Annotated in this window: 19 protein-coding genes and 2 pseudogenes; 15 read left to right on the top strand and 6 right to left on the bottom strand. The window is 42.3% G+C overall.

Features of this window, described 5'->3' with window-relative positions:
• Positions 1 to 7: 7 nt before the first annotated feature.
• Positions 8 to 907: a PstS family phosphate ABC transporter substrate-binding protein gene (locus HW45_RS10665; RefSeq protein WP_038227741.1), complete on the top strand. Its 900-nt coding sequence runs from the start codon at positions 8 to 10 to the stop codon at positions 905 to 907.
• A gap of 49 nt (positions 908 to 956) precedes the next feature.
• On the opposite strand, the gene HW45_RS10660 is transcribed toward HW45_RS10665, so the two are convergent.
• On the bottom strand, positions 957 to 3,011 hold the full coding sequence (locus tag HW45_RS10660) for an alpha-amylase (RefSeq protein WP_038226952.1): 2,055 nt from the start codon (positions 3,009 to 3,011) through the stop codon (positions 957 to 959).
• 170 nt (positions 3,012 to 3,181) lie between these two features.
• On the opposite strand from HW45_RS10660, the gene HW45_RS10655 reads away from it, so the two are divergent.
• The 9 genes from HW45_RS10655 to HW45_RS10615 all read left to right on the top strand — a co-directional run bounded on the left by HW45_RS10655 (position 3,182) and on the right by HW45_RS10615 (position 14,970).
• Positions 3,182 to 3,757: a hypothetical protein gene (locus HW45_RS10655; RefSeq protein WP_038226951.1), complete on the top strand. Its 576-nt coding sequence runs from the start codon at positions 3,182 to 3,184 to the stop codon at positions 3,755 to 3,757.
• A gap of 468 nt (positions 3,758 to 4,225) precedes the next feature.
• Positions 4,226 to 5,179, top strand: a complete 954-nt coding sequence (locus HW45_RS10650; RefSeq protein ID WP_006073600.1) for a TerC/Alx family metal homeostasis membrane protein — start codon at positions 4,226 to 4,228, stop codon at positions 5,177 to 5,179.
• A 286-nt stretch (positions 5,180 to 5,465) separates the two neighbouring features.
• Positions 5,466 to 5,654, top strand: a complete 189-nt coding sequence (locus HW45_RS10645) for a hypothetical protein (RefSeq protein ID WP_006073603.1) — start codon at positions 5,466 to 5,468, stop codon at positions 5,652 to 5,654.
• A gap of 448 nt (positions 5,655 to 6,102) precedes the next feature.
• Positions 6,103 to 7,332 carry a peptidase T gene (gene pepT, locus HW45_RS10640; protein WP_038226949.1) on the top strand — a complete coding sequence of 410 codons (1,230 nt, stop codon included), beginning with the start codon at positions 6,103 to 6,105 and terminating at the stop codon, positions 7,330 to 7,332.
• Positions 7,333 to 7,360: 28 nt separating this feature from the next.
• The gene (locus tag HW45_RS10635; protein ID WP_038226948.1) at positions 7,361 to 8,215 is read left to right on the top strand and encodes a mechanosensitive ion channel family protein; all 855 of its coding nucleotides are present in this window, start codon (positions 7,361 to 7,363) and stop codon (positions 8,213 to 8,215) included.
• 124 nt (positions 8,216 to 8,339) lie between these two features.
• Complete coding sequence (locus HW45_RS10630) at positions 8,340 to 9,473, top strand: efflux RND transporter periplasmic adaptor subunit (protein WP_038226947.1); 1,134 nt, start codon at positions 8,340 to 8,342, stop codon at positions 9,471 to 9,473.
• Positions 9,474 to 9,476: 3 nt separating this feature from the next.
• On the top strand, positions 9,477 to 12,632 hold the full coding sequence (locus HW45_RS10625) for an efflux RND transporter permease subunit (RefSeq protein ID WP_038226946.1): 3,156 nt from the start codon (positions 9,477 to 9,479) through the stop codon (positions 12,630 to 12,632).
• A gap of 326 nt (positions 12,633 to 12,958) precedes the next feature.
• The gene (locus HW45_RS10620) at positions 12,959 to 13,666 is read left to right on the top strand and encodes a response regulator transcription factor (protein WP_038227740.1); all 708 of its coding nucleotides are present in this window, start codon (positions 12,959 to 12,961) and stop codon (positions 13,664 to 13,666) included.
• Positions 13,667 to 13,677: 11 nt separating this feature from the next.
• The gene (locus HW45_RS10615) at positions 13,678 to 14,970 is read left to right on the top strand and encodes an ATP-binding protein (protein WP_038226945.1); all 1,293 of its coding nucleotides are present in this window, start codon (positions 13,678 to 13,680) and stop codon (positions 14,968 to 14,970) included.
• 33 nt (positions 14,971 to 15,003) lie between these two features.
• Here the strand turns inward: HW45_RS10615 and HW45_RS10610 are convergent, their stop codons facing one another.
• Complete coding sequence (locus HW45_RS10610) at positions 15,004 to 15,300, bottom strand: hypothetical protein (RefSeq protein ID WP_038226944.1); 297 nt, start codon at positions 15,298 to 15,300, stop codon at positions 15,004 to 15,006.
• A gap of 442 nt (positions 15,301 to 15,742) precedes the next feature.
• Here HW45_RS10610 and HW45_RS10605 point away from each other — a divergent pair, with 442 nt between their 5' ends.
• From HW45_RS10605 to yqfB, 4 genes and pseudogenes are all read left to right on the top strand, one after another.
• Positions 15,743 to 16,888 (top strand): exonuclease SbcCD subunit D, encoded by a 1,146-nt coding sequence (locus tag HW45_RS10605; RefSeq protein WP_038226942.1) that lies wholly within the window; start codon positions 15,743 to 15,745, stop codon positions 16,886 to 16,888.
• 6 nt (positions 16,889 to 16,894) lie between these two features.
• Positions 16,895 to 17,617, top strand: a pseudogene (locus HW45_RS30340) (AAA family ATPase); the annotation flags it as partial.
• Positions 17,618 to 19,312: 1,695 nt separating this feature from the next.
• Positions 19,313 to 19,939 (top strand): annotated as a pseudogene (locus HW45_RS30335) (SbcC/MukB-like Walker B domain-containing protein); the annotation flags it as partial.
• A 9-nt stretch (positions 19,940 to 19,948) separates the two neighbouring features.
• Positions 19,949 to 20,257, top strand: coding sequence for a N(4)-acetylcytidine aminohydrolase (gene yqfB, locus HW45_RS10595; protein WP_038226938.1), 309 nt, complete (start codon positions 19,949 to 19,951; stop codon positions 20,255 to 20,257).
• Positions 20,258 to 20,293: 36 nt separating this feature from the next.
• On the opposite strand, the gene HW45_RS10590 is transcribed toward yqfB, so the two are convergent.
• Positions 20,294 to 21,163 (bottom strand): patatin-like phospholipase family protein, encoded by an 870-nt coding sequence (locus tag HW45_RS10590; protein WP_038226936.1) that lies wholly within the window; start codon positions 21,161 to 21,163, stop codon positions 20,294 to 20,296.
• A gap of 233 nt (positions 21,164 to 21,396) precedes the next feature.
• On the opposite strand from HW45_RS10590, the gene HW45_RS10585 reads away from it, so the two are divergent.
• Positions 21,397 to 22,665, top strand: a complete 1,269-nt coding sequence (locus tag HW45_RS10585; RefSeq protein ID WP_038226934.1) for an O-acetylhomoserine aminocarboxypropyltransferase/cysteine synthase family protein — start codon at positions 21,397 to 21,399, stop codon at positions 22,663 to 22,665.
• Positions 22,666 to 22,712: 47 nt separating this feature from the next.
• On the opposite strand, the gene HW45_RS10580 is transcribed toward HW45_RS10585, so the two are convergent.
• The 3 genes from HW45_RS10580 to HW45_RS10570 all read right to left on the bottom strand — a co-directional run.
• Entirely contained in the window at positions 22,713 to 23,729 is a 1,017-nt protein-coding gene (locus HW45_RS10580) for an OmpA family protein (RefSeq protein ID WP_038226933.1), read from the bottom strand.
• A 175-nt stretch (positions 23,730 to 23,904) separates the two neighbouring features.
• The gene (locus tag HW45_RS10575) at positions 23,905 to 24,723 is read right to left on the bottom strand and encodes a LysR family transcriptional regulator (RefSeq protein ID WP_038226931.1); all 819 of its coding nucleotides are present in this window, start codon (positions 24,721 to 24,723) and stop codon (positions 23,905 to 23,907) included.
• Between the two features lie 66 nt (positions 24,724 to 24,789).
• The coding region (locus tag HW45_RS10570; protein ID WP_081875798.1) for an RNA polymerase subunit sigma at positions 24,790 to 25,134 on the bottom strand (345 nt) is incomplete at its 5' end.

Raw genomic sequence — 25,134 nt, 5'->3', positions numbered from 1 at the left:
ACTGAGTATGGTAATTATCGGTAGCATGGCAGTTTCTCCGTTCGCCCTAGCAGAGCAGAAAATGACACCGCCTTCTATTGTTGCGGTTGAGCACAACTTAGTCCCGTTAATGCAGGCATTAGTTGAAGCAAAGCAATTAGATATCACTGTTAAGGGTAGTGCTGATGTTCCTTATAGCATCACCAATAACAAACTTGCCATGGGAATTAGCTCTCGTAAATGGAAAGACAGAGAGGTGGCAAAATTTGTTCAAGTACATGGTTATAAGCCAACGGAGTTGTTCTTTACGGCTGATGTGATAGCAATTGTCGCTAATAAAAGTAATCAAACCCAATCTATTTCTGTGGCGGAGCTAAAACGAGTCTTTGGCTGCCATTCACAACCAGATGTGGTGAGGTGGGCGGACGGTAATGGACAGAGTACTATCCCTATGGTTCCTTTTGCTATCGACAATCAATTAGTAATGCACAAGGAGTTTTCAAGTTGGGTGACATGTAAAGATGACGAATACGTTGCGACGCACTTTGTGTCTGACAAACCAACATTTTTAAATGAAATTTCCGGTGAGGAAGGGGCGCTCGGTTATACCGTTTATAGTGATGAACTGAAAGATACCAATATTTTAAAAGTCACCAACCGTTTTGGTGAGTCTTATGATGTCAATAAAGAAACGATATTGTCTGGACGTTATCCGCTAGCTAGCGTTTACTACATGTATCTAAATCTACCTCCGAATCGAGAGTATTTTAATGAGCAAGAAGAGTTCTTTATTGGCTTAACGTTGTCTGAAGAGCAGAAACCAGTGCTCAATCGATATGGGTTTATCAGTTTGCCGCCAGAAGCTATTCAACGTAATCGAATTAGACTAAAGCTAGATGAACCTTTGATAGAAGGGGGATATAAATGAGCTCTTAGGCTTATTGGCCTAAGAACTCTTGATTGAATGGCTCTAGCTGTTACTTTCCAAAATAGGCGATGACGACTTTGTCGTCGCCTAATTCTCTTGAAAATACGTAAGCGTTGTCATTCGGTAATACCGTATGTTTTCCTGCACCTATGGCTGGGTGTCGATCTCTAAATTGTCCAACTGTTTCCCAATGCTTCAACAGCTTTTGCTTATCATTTGAAAGCTCCCAAATCATGTCCGAGCGAGTACCTTGATGGAAATCATCTGCATAAGGACCGATGTTTCTTCCCACCTCATCGCCGTAGTAGACTTGAATCGCGCCAGGGCTTAGTAGCAGGGCGTTGGCCGCATTTCGTTGCATGTCATAATCTTTAAAGCGGCTAAAAAACAATTCTGTGTCATGAGAAGACATGTAGCTTACTGGATTGAAATCAGGTGAACTTTGAATGGAGTCAGCGTAATGCTGATAAGTGTCCGCCATCTGGCTAAAGCATGCAGCGCCTTTGTCGAGCTTCTTTTGCATATCAAAGTTAATTAAAGCATCAAACCCATCATCAAAGTAGGGGCTTCTGTAGGCGCTGTGCCCCCATACTTCACCCATCATCCAGAAAGGCTGTCCTTCAACGTTATTTTTTGAACGCCATAACTCAAGACTAGACGTTGCTTCAACTTTGAGTCTTTTCCAGACCTCGCCTTCAACGTGCTTGACGGTATCAACTCGATATCCATCTATACCGAAGCGTTTAACCCAATCAGTTTGCCATTCGATTAAGTAGTCCGCCACGGTATAATTGTCTCTAGCGACTACTCGTGTGCCTGGGTTATTTAATAGAAACTCTGGTGGTTGAACGGTTTTATTCGATTCTGTTTTGAAATCTGGCAGACCTGCAAGGGACAAGGTTGTGTCACTAGAGCCTGGCTTATCGTAGCCAGGTAGACCAGTTCTTACCCAATCAGGTCCCCACCAATCAGCCCAATGGTGTGAGTTGTAATTTATATTGATGTGATAACTGTGCCAATTTTCACCTTTCTTAGGTGCCCATTTTGTCCAGGTCTTTGGAAGTACATTGGTAGCTTTGGCAACATCAATGTCGTCGAATTGGAGGTCGGCAAGTGTTGAATAGCCTGGATGATTAATGACAGCGTCCAACAAAACCTTTATCCTACGCTTATGGGCTTCAGAAACAAGCTGCTTCAAATCATTATCATTACCAAAGCTCTGGTCAATTTTGGTGAAGTCGCGAGCCCAATAACCATGATAGGCATAAAATGGAAACGATCCGCTATCGCCACCCCCAACAAAACCATGTACCTGCTCTACGATGGGAGAAAGCCAGATCACGTTGGTACCAAGCGCTTTAATATAATCTAGCTTTTCAGTGACGCCTTTTAAGTCGCCACCATGAAATGTCCCGACCTCATCTTTACCATCTTTTTGACGTCCATAAGGTTGTATTGCCTCCGGGTTGGAATCTTTAAAACGATCGACCATGACGAAATAGATGTTGGCGTTTCTATAATCGAACTTGGTGTTCGATTGGACTGATTTAACTGACTCTAACAAGGTTAGACCGCCACTCGATGCGTTTGGTTGTAGTGAGACTTGACCATTATGTACAGTGACTACTGAACCTGAAAACACATCTTTCAACTGTGTCCCATCGGGGTAAGAGCTTCCTAGATCAATAGTCTGGAGTTGGTTAGGGAGCTGTTCGCACTTAACATTTGGTATTGGACGTTTAAACTCAGTTTTAGCCACTTTTTTAGGTTGTCGTTTAAAGGTCAACGTGTGAAGTTTTTCATCGTAGATAAAGGCGTAGTCTCCGGTGAACCTAATGTTCAAAGGCAAAGTGGATATTTTGCCGCATAGTAGAGGAACTGGAGTGTTGAACTTAACCTTATTGGGCAGCTCATTATTGCAGAGCGTGTCTATAGCGCTGATATCGAGCTGATACTTATCTTTATTAAGAGTGACGACTAATGGTGTTGTAGGGTCTAGTGGATAGTCTCTGCTCGTTGTGGAGGTAGAGATGGTTAAGTAGGGTGATGCAAATAGCGATGGCGAAGCCAACAGCATACAAGCAAGTAGGGTCTTATGTTTCATGCTCATTCCGTTGTTCTAATAATCCGAGGTTACTATAAGTTGCCTCAAGCGGTTTCACATCATTCTCATGCTCTACGCCTCAAAGTCAGAGTAAGCTCACATAACGGATTCTTAGGGATGAGTTATAGGGGGATGAGTTCGTAGAAAGAAATAATAGGTATTATCGAGAGATGAAATTAAGAATATTGTTGTTATCACTACTGATTCCCTCTATCTGCTTTGCTATGACTACATGGCCAACTCATTATGTGATGGGAGAGTTGCCATTAAGTGAGTTAAATCAGGTTAGGTCGCTGTCCGATGTATATGATTGTGCTGAAATAGAACATCAGCGTTTTTGTGGTTTTGACACAAACTACCGTGGCATTCCTATGGTGGCTGAGATCGATGTTGTGAATCAGTCAGTAGCGCGAGTCTCTTTTTTCATACCAATGACGGTTACAAATTACACCAGGCTGCAGACCTTACTACGTTCTGACGGCTACCAATTAAAAAGCGTTAAAATAGCGGGTAAGGAATTGATTGTTGAAGATTTAATCAATCAGGACTTACCTCATATAGCCGATAAGAAACTCATAGAATTTTTGAACTTATATCCCATTTCTGAGTCCAAACTATTTACCTGGATCCGTAAAAATGAGATTCAGAATACGTTAGCAACAGAAACGCTTTTAATGACAAGTGACAAAGAGCAAATCATGCTCACTTGGGATTTTCCCCAGCTTTCTAACACTGTCACACAATAGTCTTACGACTGTCATTTCAATGTTACATTCAAAAAGTAACTTGAATTGCGTAAAGTATAGAAGGAGTTAACCATGAAAAAAATGAGACGTGCACAGCTTCATCGTTGTCGTATTCAATACTGGAAAGAAACAAACCAGAAAACAACGGATAAAGTAAAAGCGTAATCAAGCTTTACAAACCAAGACGTGAAACCAGCATAAAAAGAAAGTGCTGGTTTTTTCGTTTTTAGCCCACAAAAAAGATAGACAACCTCAAATTTGAGGCATACAATCCGCTCGTTTTGGGGAGTAGTCACCCGTTTATTTGTCGTCATCTCGTTAAGTCTAGAGCTTATCCGGCAAATAAGAGCGCAGACAGCGCTTTGACGAGACCAACGCAATCAAATGCTCAGTATTTTGTTACTGAGTGAAGTATTTGTTTGTGGAAGGTCGACACCCATACTCTTCGTCCTTCCGCCTGGAGGACTTATGAGCCCATCTATTTATGTTTCTTTCTTTGTATTAACGCTAGCTTTGGTTGCGTTGGACATATATCAAACTCGCGGTGGTCAAATCTCTATACGCAAAGCAGCGATATGGAGTGTGTTTTGGTTTCTACTAGCGTTTGCTTTTTCTGCAACGATTTACTTATTTTGGGACTTTTACGCTCCAGCAAGTGATTACACTGCGGAAAAGGCGACGGTGTCTTTCTTAACGGGTTACTTATTAGAGAAATCGTTGAGCGTGGATAACTTGTTCGTGTTTGCAATTATCTTCCACCAGTACGCAGTACCTGAACATTTGCGACCTAGAGCTCTGCTTTGGGGTGTTATAGGTGCATTGGTTTTAAGAGCAATCATGATCAGTGTTGGAGCTCAGTTACTTGCTGAGTTCCATTGGGTAATGTACTTGTTCGCGGCGTTCTTGATCTGGACAGGTATTAAGCTTGCTAAAGACTCAGGTGAGGATGAAGTAAACCCATTACCTGAACGTGTAATTAGAAAGCTAGTGCCCGTTACAGATGATTTTCATGGTAACAAGTTATCTATTATCGAAAACGGCAAACGTGTATTTACGCCAATGTTAGTCGTAATCGGTGTGATTGCGTTTATGGATATTATGTTTGCTCTAGACTCAATTCCTGCGATTTTTGCAGTTACTAGAGAACCATTCTTAGTACTAGCGGCTAACGTATTTGCTCTGCTTGGGTTACGTTCTTTGTACTTTGTACTAGAGGGGATGATGAATCGTTTTGTTTACTTAAAACCAGCGTTGTCATTCATTATGATTTTCATCGGTGTGAAAATGGCATTAGTAGGTTCAGCTTGGGAAATTCCAACCTGGGTGTCGTTAAGTGTGATTCTTGTGACTATGACCGTAGCAACGGTTGCATCGCTCTATCGAGAAAAGCGCGAACCTCACATGGTGGATAAGAATAGCTAACGACAAATATCAAAAAACCTCTTAATTATAAGAGGTTTTTTGTTTAACAATAATACAACAACTATATTGTTGTTACGTATATGGTTTGCTATTTATGCATTTATTCGAGCATATTGTGACTATGTAGTCACCATTTTGGGATAACATTAACTGGCTGTTGTTAATGCCTTGTTTTATTAGAATAACTAATGCGAATGCCCAAATTTTGTCATTTTTTAAACAGCGTTTTTTTGCCTAATATTGTCACCAACAACAACGAGTTACCCAGTTTTTAAGAGAGGCAATCATGGCACAAGCAATGAACATCGAAACTATCGCTGTACCCTCTATGGAAAAGAAAACCTACGCGGTTAACTTCAAAGGATTGATTGCACATTTACTAGACATTATGTTCGGTAAAGGCGAAGTAGAGAACACTTACTACGCAAACGAATTATCTGGTCACATGCAGCGTGATATCGGTATAAACCGATAAACACAAAGAATTTGAAAAAGAGCACCTAGTTATCTAGGTGCTCTTTTTTTTGCTCGTTTTAATAATCTTAACCCTATCAGTGTTCTTCAAAACCACCTTTTTTCTGTAACGTTTTTACTAACTCAACTCTTTCTGATTCCCGAGATGTGTTTTCTGTAACTACTTCAGTAGCCTCACTAAGATCCTCTGGAGAAAACACGTAATGTTTATTGACCGTCATAAGGTAAGCCCACATTTAGATTGGTAAACGTAATTTATAAACTCATTATTTATCTAATGTCTCTAATCGTCATCAGCCCAAACTATCAAATTTAGGGCGTAGGGTAATAGGCGTATATTAATTGGCGTTTTTCTCACTCAATCTATATAAAACTGATTCATCGCAATTTACTGACAATGAGTTTACGTATGATGAGTACCAATATTCATAAGAACGTAAGGTGAAAAAATGACAAGTCTTATCGACCGGTTTCTCAATTATGTCACGTTTGACACGCAATCAGACCCGTCACAAAGTTGTTGTCCAAGTTCAAAAGGTCAAACGACATTCGCTGCGTTTCTCAGAGACGAACTTTTATCACTAGGTCTGCATGAAGTTGTTCTAGATGACAACGGATATGTAATGGCAACACTTCGTTCCAATGTTGACTACAACGTTCCAGCCATCGGTTTTGTTGCACATATGGACACAGCCCCTGATGCTTCAGGAGCTAACGTAAAACCTCAACTAGTAGAAAATTATCAAGGTGGTGATATTGCTTTGGGTAAGGGCGAGGAAGTCTTGTCTCCGATACAGTATCCAGATCTTCATGAGTTACATGGGCATGACATCATAACTACCGATGGCACGACGCTCTTAGGTGCAGATAATAAAGCAGGTATTGCAGAGATCATTTCTGCAGTAGAGTATCTGATCGAAAATGCAGATATCCCTCACGGCGACATCAAAATTGCCTTCACCCCAGATGAAGAGATAGGACGTGGCGCGGACTTGTTTAATGTTGAGAGGTTCGGGGCACAGTGGGCCTACACGATAGACGGTGGACCTGTCGGAGAGCTTGAATACGAGAACTTTAATGCAGCCGCCGCAATGGTGACGTTTCATGGTAACAATGTTCACCCTGGCACGGCGAAAGGCAAGATGGTGAACTCCATGACTTTCGCATCGCGATTCCAAGCAGAAATGCCTTCAGAAGAGGCGCCTGAAATGACAGAAGGCTATGAAGGCTTCTTCCACCTGACAACTGCAGAAATGTCAGTACCGAAATCTACGCTACATTATATTTTGCGAGACTTTGAGCAAGAAGGTCTGGAGAGACGAAAAGCTTACCTGGAGGATAAGGTCGCGACATTTAACCAAGGTAGCAAACAGAAACTTGTCACTTTAACGATCACTGATAACTACTCTAATATGAAGGAAATGGTTGAACCACATCCACATATTATCGATATTGCTAAACAAGCGATGATAGCTTGCGATGTTAAGCCAAACATCAAACCGATTCGTGGTGGTACGGATGGAGCACGATTATCGTTTATGGGCCTACCATGTCCAAACATCTTTACTGGTGGTTATAATTTCCACGGTATTCATGAATTTATTACCGTTCAAGGAATGGAATTAGCAGTAAACGTGATTGTGCAAATTGCGAAAGACACTGCAATTCGTTATCGTTAAGGAAAACAAAGTTATGCAGTAGGCGACCATGGAAGATTTTCAAAAAGTAATAGCGTTCTTATTAGAAAACAAACTGTTATTAAGCTTTCTGGTCGTCTTTGTTATCTTAGTCATTCGCCGAGTGACCCTTTCTGGTATCCGAGGGGATGTCGCTTTCTTATCTGAAGATCAGCGTAAATGGATGTCGAGAACTAAAAATGGTTCTTTTGCTATTATCGTTATCACGTTGTTTTTGGTTTGGAAGTCTGAAATCAGTGAGTTTGCACTGTCGGTTACGGCTATTGCCGTCGCTATTGTCGTTGCCTCCAAAGAAATTATCCTGTGCTTTACTGGTTCTATCCAAAGAGCTAGCTCTCGTTCATTTAGAATCGGAGATTGGATTGAGGTTGGCAAAACGAGTGGTGAGGTAATAGAGCACAACTTAATGGCGACTGTTATTCAAGAGATAGACTTGTATCACGGCCAATATCACTTCACTGGCAAAACGATCACTTTGCCAAACAGCATGTTCTTCACTTACGCGGTAAAAAACCTAAACTTCATGAAAAGGTATGTCTACCATAGCTTTTCTATTATTGTTCCTGGGTTTGACAACTTATTCCCATTATTACCTGAACTTACGAGTAAAATTGAACACCATAGTGAGAGCTTTATCGATGTTGCGCGGCGCTATAACAGTGTTATAGAGAAACATGCCGGCGTCGATCTCCCCGGTTCAGAGCCACATATCCACATTTCTAGTGGCGCGACGGGGGAACAAATTCTACATGTAATGATATTTTGTCCTACAGAATTAGCGACACATTTAGAGCAAGAAATTCGCGCTGATTTTATGAATATCTACCACCATGCATTTCCAAAAGATATAGAAAAAACTACGTAAAAACAGTTCGTTATATTTTGAAACACTTTCAACATAACTATTAATACTTCTCGGACATTCAGCTGACTTGTAATTTGCTAGTCTGCCAAAGCTTGTTCCAATTAGAAGATAAAATGGTGTTTCAATGCCTAAAAAACTACTCGTTGCTAGCCTAGTCTCTGCTGTTCTTTTAGCAGGGTGCGGTGAAACAACTAATACCCAACAAAACGCGCCAGCACCTCTAGTACAAACCCAAGCGGTGGAGGTGGTTCCTCATCAACAAAGTAAAATTTATATCGGACGCATGGATGCGGTAGAAGACACGGCTATTACAGCTCAAGTCTCAGGCTACTTACTGGAACGTCATTTCCAAGAAGGGCAAATTGTAGAAAAAGGACAGTTGCTCTATACCATTGAGCCTTCAACGTTTGAAGCTCAAGTAGCGAGCGCAAAAGCTATGGTTTCAGAAGCTCGCTCCTCGTTAAAGAAAGCAGAACTGGACTTCGAGCGTGGTAAAAACCTAGTTAAATCAAACAATATCTCTCAGGCCGAATTTGATGCATTAACTGCTTCACTAATGAGCGCTCGCGCGCAATTAGAAGCTGGAATTGCACAAGAGAAAGTTGCTGAAGTAAACCTATCGCATACTACGATCAGAGCACCATTCACAGGTCGAATTTCTGACAGTAAAGTAAGTACGGGTGACTTGTTATCACCGTCTTCAGGTGTGCTTACTACTCTCGTGAGTATGGATCCTATTTATGCCTCATTCAGTATTTCAGAGCGAGAACGACTTGCGTTAGGTATGGACCAAATTGAAGGTGATGGTTCTGATGAATCTAATGGCGTAGCAGTCAACGTTATCCTAGAAGATGGTCGCGTCTATGAACAACAAGGGAAAATCGACTTTTTAGGCAACCGAATTAATCTTAATACTGGCACATTAGCGATGCGTGCAGTGGTCGAAAACCCAAGTCAAAGACTGCTACCGGGTCAACATGTTCGCGTAGAGCTTATGGAAAAAGAGGCGAGTAACGTGGTTACTGTACCAAGACGAGCAGTACAAACTGACCTAGAAGGTGACTTTGTCATGATCGTTTCTGAAGGAAATGTGGCAGAGCGCCGCAATGTTGCACTAGGACCTCAGGTGGAAACGGGGGTTGTGATCCGCTCTGGTCTTAAAACTACTGATGTTGTTATCACTCAAGGTCTACAACGTGTAAGAAATGGAATCCCTGTACGTATTCAAGAGCCTAAGTCACAAGAACAGGGTGCCTAATACATGTTAAGTCGTTTCTTTATTCAAAGACCAAAGTTCGCTTTGGTCATTTCGATAATACTCACGCTCGCCGGTGCTATTTCTTTGATGGTTCTGCCAGTTGCTGAGTACCCTAAAATCAGTCCGCCATCGGTAAGTGTTACCGCTTATTATACCGGTGCAAGTGCGGAAGTCGTTGAAGAAGCTGTCGCCGATCCGATAGAGACGTCGGTGAATGGTGTAGAGAACATGATTTACATGTCCTCAAAGAGTGCTAACGATGGTTCATATAACCTAAACGTTACCTTTGACATTGGTACTGATCCGGACATGGCTCAGGTTAACGTTCAAAACCGAGTATCGCAGATAGAATCAAAACTTCCGCAAGAAGTTCGTATGGTCGGCGTGACGGTTAAAAAACGCTCGCCTGATCTGTTGATGGTACTCAACTTCTATTCTCCAGATGGTCGTTACGATGACCAGTTCCTGATTAACTACATTAATCTTAACGTTAAAGATCAGCTGGCTCGAGTTAAAGGCATTAGTGAAGTCAACGTTATTGGGGGCGGTGAATACGCGATGCGCGTGTGGTTAGACCCCGATAAGCTAGCGAATCTGAAAATGACTACCAGCGATGTCTATGCAGCGCTTGCGGAACAGAATGTTCAAGTTGCTGCAGGTAGGGTCGGTGCCGCGCCTTATGCTGATCCGCAAGAGGTTCAGTTTAACCTAGTAACTAAAGGTCGTCTTGAGTCAGTCAGCGAGTTTGAAAACGTCGTTCTTCGAGCAAACTCTGATGGTTCAACGGTCTACTTAAAAGATGTTGCTCGTGTTGAATTGGGTAAGAAGTTCTATGACGGTAGTGGTCAATTCCGTGGGGAGGACGCATCAATCGTTGCGCTAAACCTACAATCTGATGCTAATGCATTAGAAAGTGGACAGGCAGTGATGGATTTGCTGGAGCGTCTAAGTGCCAATTTCCCTGAGGGAATGGCATATGAAACCAGTTATGACACGACGGTGTTCGTTGCAGAATCGATCAAGGGCGTAGTTAAAACACTGGTGGAAGCTATTTTACTAGTAATCGCAGTAACTTATCTGTTTTTAGGTAGTGCGCGAGCAACATTAATTCCGGTTGTTGCTATCCCGGTATCTTTAATTGGTACGTTTGCCGTGATGAACATGACGGGCTTTACGATCAATACAGTAACCTTATTCGGGATCATTCTTGCAATTGGTATCGTGGTGGATGACGCCATCTTGGTTATCGAGAATGTGGATACCATCATGAAGCGCAATCCTCATATCTCGCCAAGAAAAGCAACCTTGATGGCGATGAAAGAGGTGACGGGGCCGATTATTACCTCGACGCTGGTTCTATTAGCTGTATTCATTCCTGTGACGTTGCTTCCGGGGATTACAGGGATCATGTACCGCCAGTTTGCGTTGACTATCTGTATCTCGGTAATCATCTCGTCGATCAATGCGTTAACACTATCACCAGCACTCTGTTCATTAGTATTGAAACAGGGCGGAGGAAACACAGCTCGTTGGTTCCAAACGTTTAACGGACTGTTAGAACGCATCACGATGCGATATGGGCAAGTTGCAGGGTTTTTGGTTAAAAAAGCCTTGCTGCTAATGACATTCTTTATTATCGCGGTAGGGGCAGTAACTTTCCTTTCGAAAAATACGTCAACAGCGTTTGTTCCTCAAGAAGATAAAGGCATTCTACTGGTAAACGTCCAACTTCCTGATTCTGCCTCGTTATCTCGTACTACTGAAACCACTGAAAAATTGGTGAATCTAGTGGAGCAGGAACCGGGAATCGACGGAATCACGGTTGCTAACGGATATGCGTTTATGACCGGAGCTGCGGCTTCCAATGGTGCTTCACTGTTTATCAAATTGAAAGACTGGAGCGAGCGAAACGGATTTGAAGGTGATCATTCTGCAAACGCGATTGCAGCACGAGTTAATGGAATGGCGGCTCAGCAGATTCCAGGAGCTGTTGTGTTTGCGATGGGACCACCAGCGGTTCCGGGTATGGGCGCAGCTTCGGGTTTTGAGTTTGTTCTAGAAGATACCTTAGGACGAAGCCGGACTGACCTAGCTCTGGTAATGCAAGATGTGATTCAGACGGCTAATCAACAACCAGAAATAGCCTACACGTTTAGTACTTTCCGAGCGAATGTCCCACACTACTATGTCGACATCGACCGAGAGAAAGCTCAACAGTTAGGTATCCCTCTTTCATCGATATTTCAAACGCTACAGGGTAACTTAGGTTCATTGTACGTCAATGACTTTACGATGTTTGGTAAGAACTTCCGTGTTACGGTACAAGCTGACGCCCAGTATCGAAGTGGAATGGAAGATTTACAATTGTTCCACGTGCGTTCTTCCAACGGTGAGATGATTCCATTAAGCACATTGGTTTCTTACGAACAAGTGTTTGAACCGGACGTGGCGTGGCGATACAACATGTACCGAAGTGCTGTTATTCAAGGACAACCAGCTCCTGGTTATTCTAGTGGTGACGCGATTGCTGCGATGGAAAGGGTAGCTGCTGAGGTACTCCCAATGGGTTACCAGTATGAATGGACAGGGATGGCATATCAAGAAGTACTAGCGGGTAACCAAGCGATTTACGCGTTTGCACTTGCGCTAATATTTATTTATCTGTTCATGGTTGCTCAATACGAGAGTTGGACAATTCCTTTAGCCATCATACTCGTTGTTCCGGTCGCGACATTGGGGTCGTTTATAGCTCTTAATCTCACAGGTACGCCACTTAACCTCTATGCGCAAATAGGTCTCGTCTTGCTCATAGCGTTGGCGGCGAAGAACGCGATATTGATTGTAGAATTCGCCAAATTAGAACGTGAAGATAAAGATGTGGCTATCGATGATGCAGCGGTTAGAGGCGGTATGTTGAGATTCCGAGCAGTGAACATGACGTCTTGGTCGTTTATCTTAGGTATATTCCCTTTGATTTTTGCATCTGGTGCAGGTCACGTAAGTCAAAACTCGTTAGGTATTTCATTAGTTGGTGGCTTGTTATGTGTGTTACTAGCCGGTACGTTCTTAATCCCGGGTTTCTACGCCATGATTCAGCATCGACGTGAAAAAATACGTGGTGGAAGTACTAAGTTAGTACCTCTAGAAGACGACGAATAATCTAAAAAAAAGCTAAATTCAAATCTAAAGCCCCTCTATCTAGAGGGGCTTTTTTATAAAATGTAATGTTCTGTCTTCTGGATTCTGACAAATCCATACAGTAGGATCTAAAAAAGAGACTAGCGCTGTATTTTGTACGGCGTTCAATTAATACTGATTAGAGTGATGGGATAAGTTATTGTATTATAGAGTTAATTTGTATAAATGTAGTTATATGCACCAACACGCGTGCTAAGAATAATCTGACGCACCTGTAAACAGGTCTGATTGTAGTATTATGTAAATTTATGTATTGTTGCGATCAATATAGATAAGAGTTGGACTCAATCATGGTAAATCAAAAATTGTTAATTGTAGAAGATGACACGAAGCTCAACGTGATGTTAGGCGATTACTTTAAAGCTCAAGGTTTTGAGGTAAAGACAGTTTTCGAAGGCAATGAAGCAGCTGAGCTAATTACCGAGTTCAATCCTGACATTACAATCTTAGACCTCATGCTTCCAGGCCAAGACGGCTTGTCTATATGTAGAGAGGTTCGAGACAGTTATCAGGGAAAAATATTAATGCTCACGGCCAGTGATGACGATTTTGATCACGTTGCTGCGTTAGAAACAGGGGCTGATGACTTCGTATCTAAACCGATTAAACCGCGTGTATTGCTAGCTCGTGTCCGTAATTTATTACGACGCCCAGCGGACGACCACGTACAAGTAGACGGAAATTCTATGTCCTTTGGCAGCTTAGTTATTTGCCAAAAAAGCAGAAGCTGTAAGTATGACAATGTTGATGTAGCTCTGACTGACAGTGAGTTTGACCTATTGTGGTTACTTGGAAAATCGGCTGGGGAGGTTCTCTCAAGAGACTACCTTACTCGCCAATTACGCGGTATAGACTATGATGGTATTGATCGTACTATCGACAACCGTATAGTGACGCTACGTAAAAAGCTTTCTGATGATGCGACAAATCCTAAAGGTATCATCACTGTGCGTGGAAAAGGCTATCTATTTGTTGCCGATGGTTGGAAACACTAAGGTAGCTTATTGTGTGGCGTATATTTGTAGAGTCTCTAGTAGGATTGATCTTACTGTTCGCAGCCAGTATCTATGGTTATGAATACTTAATTTACGGTAAGACGGATCCTGATTTAGTCGACGCTAACCTTCGTGTGGAAGCGTTTCGTGACATCATGAATCATGTGTCAACCAATGAAAGTGATGAGCAAGCCATTGAACTAATGGAGCTTTTCGCAAATAAAACACACCGTTTGTTAGAGCAATATCCGCAAGATAAGCTTCCAGAGCCCATCAGTGAATATTTCAAAGAAAACCAAGATACGCATTTTTTGTTAAATGATGACAGTCATTTATGGTTGAAGTTTGACAACAACCCTAATTACTTTGAGCTCTCTGATGACCCAGACTCTGAGCTGATTAAAGCTATTGAGTTTGGGAATCAAGTAGTGTGGCTGTTTTTCTTAGCAAGCTTTGTTGCATTCAGCTTTGTCCTCATTTGGTTCTTGAGCCGTCGTTTAAGGGTTTTGGAGAAAACAGCGATGGAATTTGCCAGTGGTAATTTTGCAGCGAGAGCCTCAGAGCGCCATTGGGTGAGGTTAGGCAAGCTTAATCGTACTTTTAATAGAATGGCGACCAAGATTGCTGACCTTATGATCAGTAATAAAGCATTAACTAATGCCGTTGCTCATGAACTGCGAACTCCAATATTTAGGATTCAATGGCAAAGCGAGATCCTGCTTGAACAGATACAAGACCCAGAAGCTAAAAAGCAGCTAACCAGTATTATTGAAGATACTGAAGACATGGAAAAGTTAGTTGATGAGTTGCTCTATTATGCCCGAGTGGAACGACCTGATGCTGCTATTAATTTAGAGAGTGTAAACCTAGTAGAATGGCTCAAAGAGAATCACACCAAATGGGAACATCACATTGGTCAAAAGTTTCTTCTGCAAACCTATCAGACCGAGTTACTAACACAGATTGATGGTTTTCTGTTATGCAGGGCATTAGTAAACCTTGTTGGTAATGCTAAACGCTATGCAAAAGATACGATTGTTGTAAAAGTAGTTCCAGATGCTGACCATATAGCAATCGAAGTTCATGATGATGGCATCGGGATTGAACCAGAGCATTGGAGTATGCTGTTTGAACCGTTTTATCGTGTCGATAAAGCAAGGGATAGGGCATCTGGGGGCTATGGACTAGGTCTTGCCATTGTGAAACACATTATGCTTCGCCATGGAGGAGATGTGGAAGTTAGTCACAGTGAGCTGGGCGGAGCCTGTTTTAGTTTGATTCTACCAATAAGAAAGGAGCCGTAAGGCTCCTTTCTTATTGGTAGCGGTTGTCGATTGTCAATGCACACAGGTACGGCTTCGATAGGTAACGCGGGACCCTACTTTTTTATACTCTACTTTACCTTGGTCTTGCAGCTTTCTCATAATGACGCTAAAGACCCAGCTTTTGGGCGTGTCATTTGAACACCCAATGGGATTACAATGATGCTTTAGACCAAGTTGTTTCTGAATCGTCACGGAAGAAACCCAACCATCGGAAGTTGAACGTCCGCATTCGTGAAGGTAGGCATGTACTTCTTTAGCGACCCCTTGCAGAAGGTCTTCAATTCTATCTTTTCGCTGTGGAGCTTTCATTTTCGTCTCCTTTATTATTGTTCTAGACATTGTTTGTCTGACGTATCTTTGAGTGGATTAAAAGTGCGGCCTGCCATCCATGAGTAGGCCGCGATAAGAGAAAATCAACCAATTGTGATATCAGCTAAGTTACAAAAAGCAAAGCTGATAACGTGACCACGGCATAATGAAACACACATGACCAACATCGCGAGTAATTACAGTTAAATCAACTGTGGTTGACTCTCATAAACCCTTTTACCCGTTTTTATTTTTGTCGGGGAGTAGTGATATTTATAACTAAACTGATATCAAAATTCATAAAACCCCCATTTTTTGGCAGTTATAGCTAAGAATATGGCAATTAAGGCTAAGTGGCTTCAGCGAGAAGTTTTTCGCAGGAATTTGAAGCGCTGATGATATACTTTGCTAAAAGGAAATCATCGATAACAAATTGAACCACATGAAATTTATCCATACCTCTGATTGGCATTTAGGGAGACAGTTTCACAATGTCTCTTTGCTTGAAGATCAAAAGCAAGTCTTGAACCAAATCACTCGATACGTTACTGAAAACCAAATTGACGCCATAGTCATTGCTGGTGATATCTATGATCGTTCAGTACCACCAACCGCAGCTATTGAAGTGCTCGATGGTTTTTTGAATCACATGGTTCAAGATTTGAACGTGCCGGTAATTATGATTTCCGGTAACCATGACGGGGCAAAGAGGCTGGGATTCGGTTCAAAGCAATTTGATAAAGCAGGCCTACACATTATTAGCTCACTTGAGCAACTCTGTACTCCTGTCGAGATTGTTTCCGATCAAGATAGAGTTGTTCACTTCTATGGTATGCCTTATAGCGACCCTGAAACGGTGAGGCACCATTATGATATCCAAATCAATAATCATGACGACGCTCATGCGTACCTTACCTCTCAGATCGGTAATGTCTTAGATAAAGATGTACATAATATAGTTATTAGCCATTGTTTTATTGATGGTGCTGAGACTTGTGAATCGGAGAGAACATTATCAATAGGGGGAGCCGATCGTGTTAGCTATGAACATTTTAAGTCGTTTGATTACGTCGCGTTAGGCCATCTTCATCAAGCTCAAAAACGAGGACTAGAAACCATTCGCTATTCAGGCTCGATCATGAAGTATTCGTTTTCAGAACAGCATCATAGAAAAAGCGTGACGTTGGTGGAAATCTGCGATGAGAGTGGCGAGATTACCACAAGAGCTTTGCCTTTAAACGCTCCGCACGATATGCGAGTGCTTGAAGGAGAGTTAGAGAACTTACTTGAACTAGGTCGAAGTGATGCAAATTTTGATGATTATCTATTGGTAAGACTGACGGATAAGCACGCGATTCTCGATCCTATGGCGAAGTTAAGAGAGGTCTACCCAAACGTACTTCATTTAGAAAAGCCTGGAATGTTGGTCGGTGTGAATAAAGAAATATCACAAGCCCGTTTAGGTCGTTCTGAAGTGGATATGTTCAGGGACTTTTTCCTGGAAGTCCAAGGTGACGAAATGACAGACAATCAAAAGGACATGTTATCAGAAGTTGTGATGTCGTTGAAAACGCAGTCTGAGGAGTAATCAATAGTGAAACCTTTAAAACTGACTTTGCAGGCGTTTGGTCCATTCTCTGGTAAAGAGATTATTGATTTTTCTCAACTAGGTGATTGTCCGCTTTTTCTTATCAATGGCCCCACAGGCTCTGGAAAAAGCTCAATACTGGATGCGATTTGCTACGCGCTTTATGGCGAGACCACTGGAAGCGAGCGTACTGGCGATCAAATGCGTTGTGATTATGCCGATAGCAAAACGCTGACCACCTTGGTATTTGAGTTTGAACTGTCGGGTGAGAAGTATGAGGTTACTCGTAGTCCCGATCAGGAAATTCCAAAACAGCGTGGAGAAGGTACAACAAAACGAAGCCATAGTGCTACATTACTTAAGCTTAGCGACAACACGCTTATTGCTAATAAACCTAAACAAGTAGGTGTCGCGATACAAGAACTGCTAGGACTTGACGTTAAGCAGTTTCGACAAGTGATGGTGATTCCTCAAGGAAAGTTTAGAGAGTTGCTAACCGCAAGTTCTAAAGAGAGGGAATCTATCTTTGGTCAGTTATTTCAAACACAAGTCTATACGGCGATAGAACGTACTCTTTTTGATAAAGCAGCAGGTATTCGCAAAGCGAAAGAGGAATTTGATAACCAAATTAAAGGCGCATTAGATGTAGCTTCTCTTGAATCTTTACAGCAGCTCAATGACTCTTTAGACATGTTATCTCCCAATGTTGAGCGAGCAAAGCAAGAATTACAGGTCGTTGAAAAGAGAAAAAACCAAGCTCAGCAAACATATGATCAAGCGCAGTCACTAGAAAAGAGATTCCAAGCTAAGAATAACTTAGAGGCTGAGGCGAAAACGCTAAACGACAAACGTGGAGAAATTGCACTAAACAAGCAAATTATGACGAGTCACAAGCAGGCAATAAAGATCAAACCTACTTTTGATGAAACCATAAAGCTTGCACAAAACATGTCAACTTTATCGGAACGTATTGATATTGGGCGTGGAAAAATCCAACAAGCGGAAAAGGAAAGAGATGCGTCTATTACTGCTTTGGAACAACAAAAAGTGGTTCATAAAAGAAGTGAAGCGCTCAATGAAGAAAGCTATTCCTTAAAGCAGTTAGAAAAAGCTCTGAACCAACTTGATGATAAAAGGCGAGAAGCTCAACATGCTGACAGTCAATTCAACACATATGTAGATCAGCATAAACAAATAGCCGATGAAGTCGAACGACTTCTGGCGCAAACTCTAACGCTTGAAAAATCGTTAAGTGACGCTGGAAAAGAGAAGCAGAAACTTAGTGAAGTGACAATGTCACTCAATGAGCAGCGAAAACAATGGCAAGGTATTGAAACACTTAAAACATTAGCCGCGAATATTGTAGCCTTGCAGAAACAGCGAAATGACACTCAATCTACGGTTGAAAACTTGTCAGCTTCGGCTCAAGCCGCCACTCGCAAGCGTACAGAATGTGAAATAGCTTGGCATTCTAGTCAAGCCTCGATACTGGCCGCGACTCTTGAAGAAGGTACCGCGTGTCCAGTTTGTGGTAGTGTTGAACACCCTAAACTAGCTGCACCATCACAGGAAACCGTTAGCTTACAACAATTGAATGACCTTAGAGCCAATGAAACGAGCGTAAATGCAGAGCTAAACCAGCAGCAACAAGAGCTAGTAAGACTAAATAGTGTTCTAGACAGTGCCGTATTACAGCGAAGCGACCTTATAAATTCATTAGAGTTGGATGAGGCGAAGTTAGATCAATCTGCTATTGAAACGCAAAATCAAATAACGATGCTTGAAAACAAAATCAGTGAGCTCAACAAGATTGATTTAAACGCTATGGAATCGCAGCTTAACAAACACGTTAGCGAAACATCAGCTAAGCAAGAGTTATTAAACACGTTAACGAATTCAGTCAATAAAGCGGCAATTTCAAAAGAGCAACTGAGAGCAGTGGTTGTACAATTGGAATCGAACAACAAGACTGGATACGCTAATGCGCAATTAGTCTTTCAGCGTCAAGCTTCAATCTCTGATGAACTAACACAGCTTTCTCAGGCGCTTGAAGCAGCACAGCGCTATGCTAATCAGACAGCAGAAACCTTGGTTAAATATCAGTCTCATTTGGACACATTAACTAAGCAATTGAATGACTTATCAAACGAACATGCGTCTTCAGTAGAGAGGTGGAAGACACTACTGTTGAGTAGTCATTTTTCTGACGAGGAAGCCTTCTTGTCCTCGATAGTAGACGAGCCACGTATCGCTGCACTTGAGCTTGAACTTGAGACGTTTGTTCGAGATGAGGTTAGAGTTAGTGAGCAGTTGAAACTATTAACTGAAGAGTTGAAAGGCGCTGAGCATCCGAACGTCCAGGACCTGCTTGTTGCCAAAAATGAAACAGATGCATCGTATCAACATATGTTAGGTCAGTACCAACAACAGCAATCTAAATTGGATAGCCTAAATAACGTATTAGCTAGAGTGAACTCGTTGATGTCGCAAAATGCAGAGCTTGATAAGCAATATCAAGTGGTTGGGACATTGAGTGACGTGGCTAATGGTAAGACGGGTAATAAAATTAGTCTTCATCGTTTTGTATTAGGTGTATTGCTTGACGACGTACTCATCCAAGCATCACAACGATTGAGATTGATGAGTAAAGGTCGATATGACCTAAAACGAAAAGAAACACGAAGTAAAGGTAATGCAGGGTCTGGCTTGGATTTGATAGTAGAGGATGCATATACAGGAAAATGGCGTGATGTGGCGACGCTCTCGGGTGGTGAGTCATTTATGGCAGCGCTTTCCTTGGCACTAGGCTTGTCAGATGTTGTTCAATCCTATAGTGGCGGCATTCGATTGGATACGCTGTTTATCGATGAAGGATTCGGTAGCTTAGATCCAGAGTCACTTGACCTTGCAGTTCAGACTCTAGTTGAACTTCAACAAAGCGGACGAACAATTGGGATTATTTCCCATGTCTCCGAATTAAAAGAACAAATGCCACTTCGTCTAGATGTCCATGCATCGCGAGTTGGTAGTACAGTAAGTTTGGTTAATTAAGGGTATTGTATGCTAGACCAAATCACGTTTTTCGAAAGGTTCGAAACTGATATTTTGTCAGGTAAGAAAACAATTACGATTCGCGACAAAACAGAAATTGATTTTGAATTAGGACGAGTTATTCCTGTTGCAACGTTTGAAACTGGTAGAAAGTTTGGAAATTTAAACATTGTTTCTATTGAGGCGATCCAATACGACGACATTAATGAGGCTCACGCTCATCAAGAGAACATGACTTTGCCTCAGCTAAAAGAGGTCATCCGTGACATCTATCCTAGTGAGAACGAATTGTACGTAATTACGTTTGAGCTAGCATAATCGCTTGATTAAAGTCTTTTCCTATAACACCGGTTGTTAGCAAAAAGGGCATTCTTCTTGTTGATAGACATGTTCACCTCTAAGGTGGTGAACATGCTTTCTTCCTTCGTCTCGTCCCATATCGTAACCTACATCCAGCAACTCTTTTTTCATTGTTAAACGTCGCACCGGGAAATGCTCTGGTGGAGAGATGACACGAATGACGCAGTCAAGTGGCGGGTTCTTGATAAAATCCAAAGACTCATTGTAGTTTTGAGCGCGTTTAGTGAGTGCTCGGCCTACATTTGGGTGTTTGACAAACATCTTTTTCATCAGCCAACCTGATTTAGGTTTGGGCATTTCATAGCTTAACGGATGAGACAGGATAACCGTTATGTCTCTGGCTCCTCGACGATAAGCCTCACGTACGGGAATAGAATCTGCTACGCCACCATCGGTATAACATCCACCATCAAAGCAAGGCGTTTCTTTATAGGCTAGAGGTAATGAAGCGGTTGCCTCTAATGCTTTAGCGATATTGGAGCGAGTGACTTCATAGTAATCCGGTAGACCTGTTGAAACATTTGTAGCTGCGGCAATAAAAGGTACTGAATTGAATACCGTGTCTTGGTCGAGTGGAAACTGTCTATTGGATTCTTCGTATAGCCATTTAACATCCACGAGATGTCCCCCAGATACAAATCGTCTAGGGTTGTAAAACTGCTTGCTAGTCGCGAGCTCTTTAATGACTTGATAGCTTCGACCAGGAGCATTCCCTAAATATCCCAGTAGGTTCGATGCTCCAGCAGAAACGCCGATAACGAAGTGGTATGGGTTGTGGGACTGCTCTAAAAATGCGTCCAATACACCTGCCGCAAATATGCCTCGCATTGCGCCACCTTCGACGATCAGTGCTTTGTCGATCATATGGATTTCTCTTCTCTTGGTTTATGTTACAACAATACTAGGATTGTTGAAGCACGTATAACTGGCTCTACTTATTTCATTAATTGGTAAAACCGATAAAACATCAGGTTTAAAAGCAAAACTCATGTTGGTTTTTTGGACTGATTCAAAGAATTCTCGATTTAGTAATGAAATACTGGAAGGCTGACGCTTAAAAACGTCCAGAAAGATAGGACTTTGTAAAAGGAACGACAATGAAAGACGAAACACTATCAATTCATCACGGATATGAAACGGACCCTACGACAAAATCAGTCGCGACGCCCATTTACCAAACGGTAGCGTACGAATTTGATAGCGCACAGCACGGAGCGGATCTATTCAATTTAGAAGTACCAGGTAATATTTATACTCGCATTATGAACCCAACGAATGATGTACTCGAACAGCGCATGGCTGCTTTAGAAGGGGGAATCGCTGGGTTGGTGGTTAGTGCTGGTAGTGCCGCGATTAACTATGCCATTCTGACTCTAGCTGAAGCGGGAGATAACATTGTCTCGACGCCTCAACTTTATGGCGGAACATACACATTATTTGCTCATATGTTGCCCAAGCAAGGGATTCAAGTAAAGTTTGCTAAAGATGACAAGCCAGAATCGATTGCCGAGTTAATTGACGAAAATACCAAAGCAGTTTACTGCGAATCGATTGGTAACCCAGCCGGAAATATCGTCGATCTAGAAGGTATTTCTTCGTTGGCACATCAACAAGGCGTTCCTGTCATTGTCGACAATACTGTTGCGACTCCGATACTTTGTAAACCCATCGAGTATGGTGCGGACATAGTGGTGCATTCTTTGACAAAGTATGTTGGCGGACATGGGACTTCGCTCGGCGGTGTGATTATCGATTCTGGGAAGTTTCCTTGGGACCAGCATAAAGCGCGATTCCCAGTTTTCAATCAACCAGAGCCATCTTATCATGGTGTGGTTTATACCGAGGCATTTGGTCCAGCAGCGTTTATAGGTCGAGCTAGAACCGTACCTTTGCGCAATACAGGGTCAGCGCTCTCTCCGATGAACGCATTTATGTTGTTACAAGGTTTAGAAACTCTCCCTTTACGTATGGAGCGCCATACTGAAAATGCCTTGAAAGTGGCGCAATATTTACAGCAACACGAGAAAGTGAGTTGGGTGTCTTATGCAGGTTTAGAAGATTCGGCGCACTATGAACTGGCGTGCAAATATATGAGTGGGAAACCCTCAGCAATTCTTTCTTTTGGCTTGAAAGACGGTTATGAAGCTAGTGTACGTTTTTATGACGCGTTACAAATATTTAAGAGATTGGTGAACATTGGCGATGCGAAATCGTTAGCGTGTCATCCTGCTTCTACAACTCATAGACAAATGAGTGAGTCTGAACAGTTAGAAGCGGGAGTGCGTCCTGAGATGATTAGGCTTTCAGTTGGTATTGAGCATATAGATGACATACTGGCCGACTTGGAACAAGCACTTAAAGCATAAAAAAAGAAACCGAGCTAAGCTCGGTTTCTTTTTGCTCTTAAAGATTACTATTGAGTTTTTTCTACCATTTCTTCTGTGGTGTATTCGAACTCAGGAACAGTAATTTCAACGCGACGGTTTTGCGCACGACCTTCCTTCGTTGAGTTGTCGGCAATTGGGTTAGCTTCGCCCATGCCACTAACCGTCATTCTCGAACGTTCTATACCTTGAAATTCCAAGTAAGCGGCGATGGATTCAGCGCGCTCTTCAGAAATTCGTTGATTGACCTCTTCGGGACCAGATGAATCAGTATAACCGGTGATGGTTACCGTTGACTCTGGGTGATCTTGCATTAGAGCGATAAGTGGATCAAAGTCAGACTTCTTACTCTCATCAAGCTCAGTACTGTTAAATGCAAAGTTCTCTTGACCAGACACTTGCTCAAATGTCTTAGTCATCACTACCGCTTCTACTACAGGTGGTTCTTCTGCAGGTGCTTGAGCTGCAGTAGCTGCCGCCGCAGTAGCCGCCGCTGCAGCTGCTGCATTACCAAACGAGTATGAAACGCCTAGCCAGAATGTATCGACATCTGTATTAAACCAATCGTCTTTAGCGTCGTTAATTCGTTGATACTCCAAGCGTCCAGACCAGGCGGTTGCGAAATCGTATTCAACACCAACGCCACCCATTAATGCTGTCGACGTTCTATCGCCGTAAGTTGTGTATGCCGCACCAACCTTACCGAACACTGACCAATCGTCAGTGAAAGGATAAGAGAATTTAGGCGCAAGTGTGAGAGCACTCATATTGGCATCTTGTTTATACCCAGTGCCGTCAATAAATGACGTTTCATAACTACCTAACCAATCATAAGCAAATTCGAGCGCGATATAGTCATTCCAATCGTAACCGGCAAAGAAGCCCGCACTGAAACCACTGTCTGTACAAGGTGCTCCTGAGATGTTACACGCATCAGAGAGTTGAGACCCCCCTAAACGGCCACCCAGATAAAGCCCTTCGTCGGCGATAACTGGCAAAGCTGTCATCGCTCCTATAATTGATGCTGCTACCACTGTTTTTCTCATAATGACGTCCTTTTTATCGTTAACTGTACGATGTATTACATCACTGCTAAAAATAGGTGAGGTCCGCTTTTTTTTCAAAGAAATAAAACTGGTTTCATATTAAAAAAGAGTGTTTTGTTCATTTATAAGAAATAACTGACGAAGATAACCAAAATATGTGAACTATGTCCAAGTATCAGTTGGGTGTGCTGCTGTAAGAGAGTGGGGTATAACGTCGCAGAATCGGCTCAACGATTTCTATTAGCCATTTTACCTTTTCTTCATTTTTACGCGACGCCTTGGTTAAGATAGCCATGTCTAAATGTAAGGGAGCTTTTTCTGGTGTTTCGGACGTGATATACCGCAATGTGTAACATTGTTCCATTAACTGTGTCATCAAGGCATGATTATCGACGAAAATGGTTGCTTGAGCGTCACTATCAAGTAGCTTGTACCAATCAATATGTTCATTTAGATCGGCAACCATATACTTAACGTATTCTCCGTCCGTATTGCCATATAACACACCAGTACCAGTATGAATATATTTCTGATAAATAGATTGCGGTTTGTCAGTCAAAGCATGGACTGCAAGATCGACTTCTTCCGTCAGAAGCAACGATTCTGAGCTTTTGTTCCATTGCCTGATTTCAATTGGCGTTGATGTATGCGAGCGAATGGCATCGATAATTTCTTTGCCACAACCGATTAAGTAAGGCTCGATGATGTGTAAAGTGATTTTATCCACAGACTTCGGATTGAAGGTATCTGGTTTTAAAGCATCGGTAATATCTGCGAGGGCACTTCTTAGTTTAGGCTCAATGTTTTGAGCATAACTAGTCGGAGATAAGCCTTCTGCACTGCGTACAAACAGCGGGTCCGCTAAGTCGATCCTTAATTGAGCCAGCGTTTTAGAGACGTAGGACTGAGAACGACCTAATGCTTTGGCTGTTTTTAACGTAGATTGCGTTTGCATCAAGGTTAGGAATACGCGTAGCGCATTGAGATCGTTCATCGGCAACTTGATACCATTTAGCTAATGTAAGGAAACTATAATTGTTGGGTAGGAACTTAGCAATTATTAGTTCAGTACCACATAACCACGGTTAGTCATGCAGTTTTTAACTACTGTCTGCTTGTCTTGGTTATATTGTTCTGAGTTTTCACGATTAGCGCGGTTACGGCCAAGAACGCCAGCCGCCATTCCCACTGCAGCACCTTTTTTCGCGCCTTCAGTACCCGATCCACCAGCGATTGCTACGCCAGCTGAACCTAAAGCAGCCCCTTTAGCTGCACCGCTTATTGCTCCACCTGATGATTTTTGCTTCTGTACTTGTCCAGACATCTCTTCGCACTGGTGTAGATCGTAGATGTAGTCTTTTTCGTCCACACCTTGCATATCAACGAGGCTTTGTTGCCGAAATCG

This window comes from Vibrio sp. ER1A, from assembly GCF_000733315.1.
Lineage (GTDB): Bacteria > Pseudomonadota > Gammaproteobacteria > Enterobacterales > Vibrionaceae > Vibrio > Vibrio mediterranei.
Note: the sequence above shows the minus strand (reverse complement) of the source record. Positions and strands in the feature narration are given on the sequence as shown.